Here is an 8,388-nt window from a genome sequence, read left to right as displayed (position 1 = left end):
AATCCGTGTTCTCGCACATTCCGCGTTAGTGACAAAGGACTCATCAGCTCCCACTTCGCACTACGTGCGTCGCGGACGGGTATGCATGGGAAACCATGGGCTTCGGTTGAGGTATGTGGGGGCCATCGGCTTCGCCTCGGCGACGCGCCTCCTCACTTATGAGCGAACTCCACTTCAAATGAAATTTCGACCAGTCCCACTTACACTCGCAGCGGCCATGCAATGACGAGTCACGGCGCCGGGCAAAACGCAAGAGCTCGAGCCCAAAAGCCCAAACGCGAGAGCACAAATGCAAGAGCACAAACGTGTGGGCGCGTGTGAGCTAAAACGTAGCGGGTGGTTTTGAGAAGTACTCTTCGGCGCGCGTAGCGCCGCCGGAAGTATGACGCCCTTGTCACTGGCGCATGCAGGTGCACGAACCCAGATTCCAGATGCACCACTACCCGTAGCAGACCACGGTGCCCACTTAGCAGTAGCGGTTTGAGCTGCTTTCTTTTGCCTACTTTTCTTTGCAGCCGGCAAAGAAAAGCAGGTGCCGCCCCGCACAGGGGCAACGCTAATAGACCACTAACAATTCAAGGAAAGGCACTAAAGCCAGATCAAGGAAAGGCCAACACCCTAGGACCACTGACAAAAAGCGCCGCACAGGCAAAAAAACGCCATTTTCAACCCGCACGCCCCCTACTGCGCCGCCAAGTCTCCGACGGCAATTCCTCAAACTGCCCCCGATACTCGTTCGAGAAATTCCCAAAATGCCAAAACCCCCACCGCGTAGCGACTTCAGTCACCGAAGCAGAACCTCGCAACTCACGCCGCACGTGATCGAGCCGAACAGCCCGTATATACGCTGAAGGATTCACCCCAAGCGTATCCTCAAACGCATACTGCAAAGTGCGCCGACTCGCGCGAAACCGAGCACATAGCTCGGCCACTGACAGCGGGCAATCCGGCGACTCTTCCACCAGCTCACGAACGCTGCGCACAAGTTGCCAGTTCCGCGCGGTACGCGCTTCGACATTCCCATGTGGATCCGCATCCCGCACTCCTTGCAATACCTCGGCAAGACCAAATATCACCGACTTCTCGAACGCCGCCGCCACGCCGCCATCATCGAGCAACGTCGGCGTCGCAGCCACGGCGTCAAGCAATTGCTTCAGCACCTCGCGAAAGCCCTGCAAGCGGACAGGATCGACATTCAACACACCAGGCCTCGCGCCCAGCCGCAACCCAATTTCATCGAGCTGCGAGCGCAGTAAGCGATCGCCAATCGCGCCAGGTTCGATCTCCAGATTCACCACCAGATGCGTGTCAGGCGATAAAAACTCGAACCCGCCATCGCCGGAAAACACATGCAGGCCGTCACGGTGACTCGTCTGCCCGCACAGCAGCGCATGCCCTTCGAGTTGAAATGGAACGCCCACGGCGAGCTTGGACCGCGCCACCTGGCCGCGTTGATAGACCGTGCGGTTCAGCCGCTCCACCAACACCCGCACGCCGCCCGCGGCGAACGAACTCACCGAGCCGTCGAAGGCGCCGCGCGAAATCTGGCAATAGCTTTGGTTCCACGCGTCGAGCAACATCGCCTGCTCGTCGATGTTCCGGCAACAGCGAATCTCGACGGCGCTGCTTGTCTGATTGACCGGCTGCATAGCTTCTCCCGATTCTACTGGCGCTCCCCGAAAAGCCTCGTGCCGGTCAGTGTATGCGAAAAAAAATTTACGTCGCAGTGTTGGAGCGACCCATCCGGGCCACTCATGCGGCTTCCTGCGCCATGTCCGCGCAGGTCACGAACACGGCGACCGCCAGATACGGCAAGCATTCAGGTCCAGATGTAATGCATTTGTCAGAAATCCGGATTTTTACGGGATTTTTACGTTTTTGCCAATTTTGGATAGTCGCCGCTTTTTGCCGCCCCTACTTTGTGCACAACGCAATGCAACACAACGCACTGGACACTGGAACGGGAGTCACGCATGAGCAGATCGGCAGGCAGGCTGGGAGGCAAGATCGCAATCGTGTCAGGCGGCGCGACCGGCGCGGGCGGCGCGGCGTCGCTGCTATTCGCGCAGGAGGGCGCGCAGGTCGCCGTAGTCGATATCAATACCGATGCGGGCGAGGAAGTCGTGACGCGAATCCGCGCGGCAGGTGGCACAGCCGAACTGTTTGCCGCCGATGTATCGAAGCGCGCAGCCGTGGACGCCGCCGTGGCAAACATCATGGCGCGCTTCGGCCGGATCGACGTGCTGTTCAACCACGCCGGCAGCATCGTCGTGAAGCCGTTCGTCGATACCACCGACGAAGATTACGACTGGCTCATGAACGTCAACGTGAAAAGCATGTTCATGATGACCCGCGCGGTGCTGCCCCACATGCTCGCCGCGGGCGGCGGTTCGATCGTGTGCACCGCGTCGATCTCGTCGGTCGCGGCCACGCCGCTCGAAGTGCTGTACTGCACGACCAAAGGCGCGTGCGCCATGTTCGCGCGTTCGATTGCCGTCGAGTATCGCGACCGTGGCATTCGCTGCAACGCCGTATGCCCCGGTTTCATCGATACGCCGCATGGGCGCCGCGAAATTAGCGCGCTCGCGAAGTATGGCTTCGATGCGAGCGAAGCGGCGCTGTCGGTGCAGCAGGGCCGTCTGTGCGCGCCGGAAGAAGTCGCGCGCGCTGCGCTCTTTCTCGCCAGCGACGACGCCAGTTTCGTCAACGGCGCACATCTGTACGTGGATAACTGCTTTACGGCTGCGTGAGCCGGTCCTTCGTCGCGCGGTCACGCCAGTTTGCCGCTTCGTCATAACCCTGTTCAAAGGATCGCGTCATGGACATCAACACGGCCGTGCCGTCGGCGGACCCCGCCGACAACGACGTCAAGCTGTTGCACAAGATGGGCTACGCGCAGGAACTGTCCCGGCGCATGGGGGCGTTCTCGAACTTCGCGGTGTCGTTCTCGCTGATCTGCATTCTGTCGGGCGGCATCACGTCGTTCCAGATGGGCTTGTCGGCGGCGGGCGGGGCCTCGATCGGACTCGGCTGGCCGCTCGGCTCGCTGTTCGCGTTGGTCGTGGCGGCGGCGATGGCGCAGATCGCGTCGTCGTATCCGACTGCCGGTGGCCTCTATCACTGGAGTTCGATTCTCGGCGGCAAAATGTGGGGCTGGCTCACTGCGTGGCTGAATCTGCTCGGTCTCGTGTTCGTGGTCGCCGCGATCAACTACGGCACCTATGATCCGTTCTTTCGCACGTTGATCGCGCCGATGTTCGGTGTAAGTCCCGATTCGCTCGGCTGGTGGCAGCAGACGCTCTTTCTGACGGTGATCACCGCTTCGCAAGCATTCCTGAATCATCGCGGCATTCGCATCACCAGCAAGATCACGGACCTGTCGGGTTATCTGATCTTCGTGGTGACGGTCATGCTGGTGGTGTCCCTGCTGGTGTATTCGCCGGTCAAGATCGATCTGTCGCGGCTCTATACGTTCACCAACTTCACGGGTATCGATGGCGGCGCATGGCCGAAGCAGACCATCGCCATGGCGTTTCTGTCCGGCCTGCTGCTGACCGCTTATACGATCACGGGCTTCGACGCTTCTGCGCACACCTCGGAGGAGACGCATCAGGCAGCGCGCAATGTGCCGCGCGGCATTGTCGGCTCCGTGTTCTGGTCGACCACCTTCGGCTACGTGATGGTGTGCGCGTTCGTGCTGGTGATGCCGGATATCACTGCGGGGGTGAAGCAGGGCACCGGGTTCTTCGAAGCGATTCTTGCGCCGATTCCGGGACCGCTGCGCATCCTGATCGAATTGCTGATGTTCTTCATCAACTACGTATGCGGTCTCGCAGCCGTTACGTCGACCTCGCGCATGATGTTCGCGTTTGCCCGCGACGGTGGCTTGCCCGGCTCGAAGTGGCTGCGCAAGGTGAATGCGGCACACCGCACGCCGGGCGCTGCGATCTGGACCTCGGCAGTGCTGGCGATCGTGGTGACGTTGTACGGTGATGCGTTCACGGTGCTGAGCGCGGGAAGCGCGGTGTTCCTGTTCATCTCTTACGCGATGCCGATTGCAGCCGGTATTTTCGCCGAAGGGCGCACGTGGAAGGAAAAAGGGCCGTTCCAGTTGGGCATGCTGTCGAAGCCGTTCGCGGTGGCGGCGGTGTTCGGCGCGCTCGTGCTCGCCTATGTCGGCATGCAGCCGCCTAATCAGAAAGTGGTGTACGTGATTGTCGGTTTGCTCGCGATACTGCTGGCGATCTGGTACGGCGCGGGTGTGCGCAAGAGCTTTGCGGGCCCGCCGATCGGCAAGGTGTCGAAGGAGCGCGAGCAAGAGTTGAGCGGGATGGAGGGGCGACTGGGGGAAAGCTGAAGGAAGGCTGAAGCTCTGCGAGTGCGCGGCCAGACGCCGCTACCCATGTCTGAAAAAAATAACGTCAGCCGGCCCTGAAGCCGGCTGACGTTTTTATTACATCTACCGCATGATGAGGCGGTTGCTAATTAGATACCGACGTATCCCACCGGCACCGTCGCGTTGGATTTGGCAACCGACGCGTTGTTTGACACCACATACACCGGCGATTCGGTCAGGTTGAGCGTGAGCGTACCGTTGCTGTAATTCGCGCTCGACGCATTGCCCATCATGTCGACCACCTTCACCGTGCCGCTCGTGCCCGGCGCATCCACCGTGAGGCTATACGGCACGCTATAGCTCGAGCTGAAGCCCACGCTGGCGTCCCACACGCTATTGTTGTGCGCCCACAAGGCGGTGATCACCGCGCCATTGCCCACCTGCTGGAACGCGTAGGCGTAGACGCCGGTCGGCGTGCCGTTCACCGCTCCGAGCGTGTGCGTGCCATCGAGCGTGTGCGTCATCGCGCTGATCGCCATCGCAACCGGCTTCGGACTGATGTTCGTCGCGCCGAATGCGCCTTGCGCGTCGTTCAGGTCGAAGAACGTGCCGTAGCCGACTTCGCCCGGATAGTCCGCACCGTAGAACACGTAGGTCTGATCCGCGCCTTCACCCAGCGTGATGATGTGCATGCGTGCCGCGACCGCCGCTTGCGCGTACAGCACGTTCGCGCTCGGATAGTTCGGACCGTACGAGGTGCCGAGGTCGTAGCTGATGCCGGCTTCCGTCGAGAACAGCTTCATGCCCGTTCGGTAGTCGGTGGCCATTTCAGAGCGCAGAGCGCGCATCTGGCCGCGCAGCGAACCTGAGGCGGTCGACGGGTCACTGTCGTAGCGCTCCGGCGGATGCGACGGCGAAGTGCCCGCGTCGTAGTAGCCGTGCGTTGACACCGCGTCGATGTATTTGCCGAAGCCGAGCGGCGCGAGGCGCTTCAGACGCGTCGTGGTCAGGCTCGGGAACGCGTCGGCCGGGCCCATCACCACCGCGCTCGAATCGGTCGAATGGATGCCTTGATAGACGGACTGATACAGCGCGATGAAGTTGGCGTCGGTGTCGGTCCAGAACTGGTTGGGCTCCCACGTCACCTGATAGTAGTTCGCCGACTGGGTCGGGAAGTACGCCGCGCGAATCGCGCTCGATTCCGTGCCGACGCGGCTCATGTAGCTCTGGTAATACGAAAGGCTGCTCGGCACGCTCGTGTCGTCCTGGAACGCACCGGTGCTGCTCGCCCAGGCGGGGATGCCGTCAAGACGGATCAGGCGCATCACGTTGCCGGTCTTGTAGAACGGATCGAGATTGTTCGCTGACGGATTGAAGGTGTTTGCTCCGTTCGGCTCCATCGTCGAGAGCTGGCGGTCGTCGATCGTCGACGAGATGCCGAGGTCGGCCAGCAGGGCGCCGTTGTCGTTCGCGCCCTGCATGCCGAAACGGTGCTGTTCCTGATGCGCGTAGGTGACCGCAGGCACGACCTGGGACAGGTTCGGCAGCACACCGAAGGTCGCGATGCCGACCGGACGCGTGCCGGCCTGTGGCAGTTGACCGCCGTTCTGCGCCAGCGTGCCCGTTGCGGCGAAATAGCCGGCGAGCGTCGAGGTGCAGCTGAGCGTGATGGTCTTCGAACCGCTCGGGACGGCGGTGCTGCCGCTCGCCGCCACTCGGCCGATGGTGTCCGTGACGGCCCAGTTCAGCGTGTCGGCGTTCGGTACGTTGGTGCTGAAGGCGAGCTGGAACGCGCTGCCGGAAGCGAAGATGCGTGTGCCATCCGCGCTGGGCGTGTCGGCGGAAATGGTGGCGCTGCCGGAGCCCGCCGAGACGGCCGGCGACGTGCAACTGAGTGTCGCGACGGTGTTGCCCGCGCCGTTCACCGTGGCGGTGCCGCCGGTGCTGCTGTTGCCGGCCGCAGTCGAGTTGGACGAGCCGGAGCTGCCGTTGAGCTGGGTTGTCGCGTTGTTGCTGGCGCCGTTACCGCCGCCGCCACCGCAGCCCGCTAGCGCGAGAGAAAGTGTCGAGAGTAGGAGTAGTTGTGATTTCATCAATCTCTAACCAATGCGTTTTCTGAACATTCGTTGGGCTCTTCGCGCAAAGCGCGTTGGGAGACGGAACGAACATCGGGGTTCAATTGCAAGCCAGCCGATAACCGAGGCTTCGACACTGGCCGTCCTGGATGCGCAAACCATTCGTTCGCGCGAAGGTGTGATGCCTTCCCGGGTTGTCGGCCCCGAACGCATTTCTCTGCAGAGAAATTCTTATCGTACGAATCCATGCCACTCGTCATGGCGGATCTGGCGGAATCGGACGACCGGGGAAGGTGTGACGAAAACAACGAACGTCTTGAGGAACAGCGCAATCCACATCGAAGTGCTTGAGTCCATCGCGCCATTCGATGAACTTTTTACTGTCCTGTAAGCAAGAAAGGCTCTGATGGGAAGAATCGACAGCAACAATACGCATTAGTATGTTTAAAAGAAGTAACGAGTCGTTACGTATGAACATTGATGCAGTACTAATTGCATTGATCGCATCAAAAAATACGTACGAGGAGACCAGTCTTTATCCGCCACACGAAAGTGGGGTCGAAAAGATTTGTAACGGATGCCTAACTATACGAATCGGGATAAACCGCGGAGAAATGGGTGATAGCCCTCATTCCATAGCCGATTGAGTCTTGGAGATGGCGGAAAAGTGCTGGGCCTTCGGTGTAACGTTTCCTCGCGATAGTGACTTCGCGGCGGAACTGTCGCTGTTTTACGGAGACGAGGCTGCGTCCCGCGAAAGGGACGCGCCAGATAAACGACGATGGATGCCGACATTTTTTCGGGACCGGTACTTGCTGCTCGGCTTGTCCATCCGCTGCGCAAAAAAGGCGGTTATCCAGAGAGATAAATCGTGAGAATTCTTCAGTTGGTTCACGCACCGCGACTATCCGGGGCGGAAGTACTTGTAAAGGGGCTCGCGATTCAGCATCAGCGCGGCGGCCATGAGGTCTGTATTACGTCGCTGCTTCCCCAGCAGGACGATTTCGTCGGCATTCGTGCCGAGCTGGAAGCCGCGGGTGTCACCTGTCTGTTCCCGAGTAGCCCCCACGGCAGGGTGGGCAAATTGCTGCACCTGTATCGCGTGGTACGCCAGTTCCGCCCCGACTTCATCGTGGCGCATGCCACGCTCGCCGCACTCTATGTCCGGCTTCTGCCCGTGCACACACCGATCGCCTGGGTGATGCACTCCGGCGTCAACGATTTCGAGAACGGCGCGCTCAAGCAGGCCGAGCGCCTGCTGTCACGGCGGGCGAGAGCGATCATCGGCGTGTCGCAGAAAAATATCGACGACTACCTGCGAGAGATCGGCAAGCATCCGGCGATGGTTGTGATCCCGAATGGCGTTGACGCGTCGCTGTTCGCCGAAGACAACAACCCATCCGCACCGGATATCTCAGTGCCTGCGAAGCAGATCGTTCAGCTAGGCCGCTATATAGAGGGGAAGAGCCAGTTGGACACGATTCGCGCGTTCGAGCGTGTCGTGCAGAGCGAGCCTGAAGCGCGCCTGCTGCTGTGCGGAGTCATCGAGGAGATCCCCTATTACGAGGCGGTGGTGTCGCTGGTTCATCAGCTTGGCCTGGACAGCCGCGTGACGGTATGCGGGCCGCGCCTGGATGTCGCCGCGATTCTTCGCTCCTCGCGTGTCTTTGCCATGCCTTCGCGTTTCGAAGCGCAGAGCATTGGCTTTCTGGAGGCGCTCGCGTCGGGTATTCCTGTCGTGGCGAGCCGGATTCCGTCGTTCGGCTTCGCCAGCGGATTTGCCGGCGTCAATCTCGTCGACACGGCCGATCCGGAGGCCTATGGCCGCGCATTGCTCAAGGCGCTCGACATGCCGCGAGCGAACCGGCAACTGGCGGGATACACATTGCGCGACACGGCAGACCGCTACATGACGATCGCGCGGCAGTTCGTTCAGCCGCTGCGCGTTTCGACCTGAACCGCGTCGGGTCGATCGGC

The 8,388-nt window shown here is 60.9% G+C and carries 5 protein-coding genes; 3 read left to right on the top strand and 2 right to left on the bottom strand.

The features are described 5' to 3' along the window. Positions 1-665 precede the first annotated feature (665 nt). The gene (locus M0D64_RS31800; protein WP_266260702.1) at positions 666-1,649 is read right to left on the bottom strand and encodes a helix-turn-helix domain-containing protein; all 984 of its coding nucleotides are present in this window, start codon (positions 1,647-1,649) and stop codon (positions 666-668) included. Positions 1,650-1,973: 324 nt separating this feature from the next. Here M0D64_RS31800 and M0D64_RS31795 point away from each other — a divergent pair, with 324 nt between their 5' ends. Beyond that, positions 1,974-2,750 carry an SDR family NAD(P)-dependent oxidoreductase gene (locus M0D64_RS31795; protein WP_266260701.1) on the top strand — a complete coding sequence of 259 codons (777 nt, stop codon included), beginning with the start codon at positions 1,974-1,976 and terminating at the stop codon, positions 2,748-2,750. Between the two features lie 68 nt (positions 2,751-2,818). Further along, complete coding sequence (locus M0D64_RS31790) at positions 2,819-4,357, top strand: amino acid permease (protein ID WP_154559523.1); 1,539 nt, start codon at positions 2,819-2,821, stop codon at positions 4,355-4,357. Positions 4,358-4,485: 128 nt separating this feature from the next. Here M0D64_RS31790 and M0D64_RS31785 read toward each other — a convergent pair whose 3' ends face one another. Then, positions 4,486-6,429, bottom strand: coding sequence for a hypothetical protein (locus M0D64_RS31785; protein ID WP_266260700.1), 1,944 nt, complete (start codon positions 6,427-6,429; stop codon positions 4,486-4,488). Between the two features lie 853 nt (positions 6,430-7,282). Here M0D64_RS31785 and M0D64_RS31780 point away from each other — a divergent pair. Then, positions 7,283-8,368 (top strand): glycosyltransferase family 4 protein, encoded by a 1,086-nt coding sequence (locus M0D64_RS31780; protein ID WP_168435629.1) that lies wholly within the window; start codon positions 7,283-7,285, stop codon positions 8,366-8,368. Positions 8,369-8,388 lie beyond the last annotated feature (20 nt).

This window comes from Paraburkholderia sp. WS6, from assembly GCF_030464835.1.
Taxonomy (GTDB): domain Bacteria; phylum Pseudomonadota; class Gammaproteobacteria; order Burkholderiales; family Burkholderiaceae; genus Paraburkholderia; species Paraburkholderia madseniana.
Note: the sequence above shows the minus strand (reverse complement) of the source record. Positions and strands in the feature narration are given on the sequence as shown.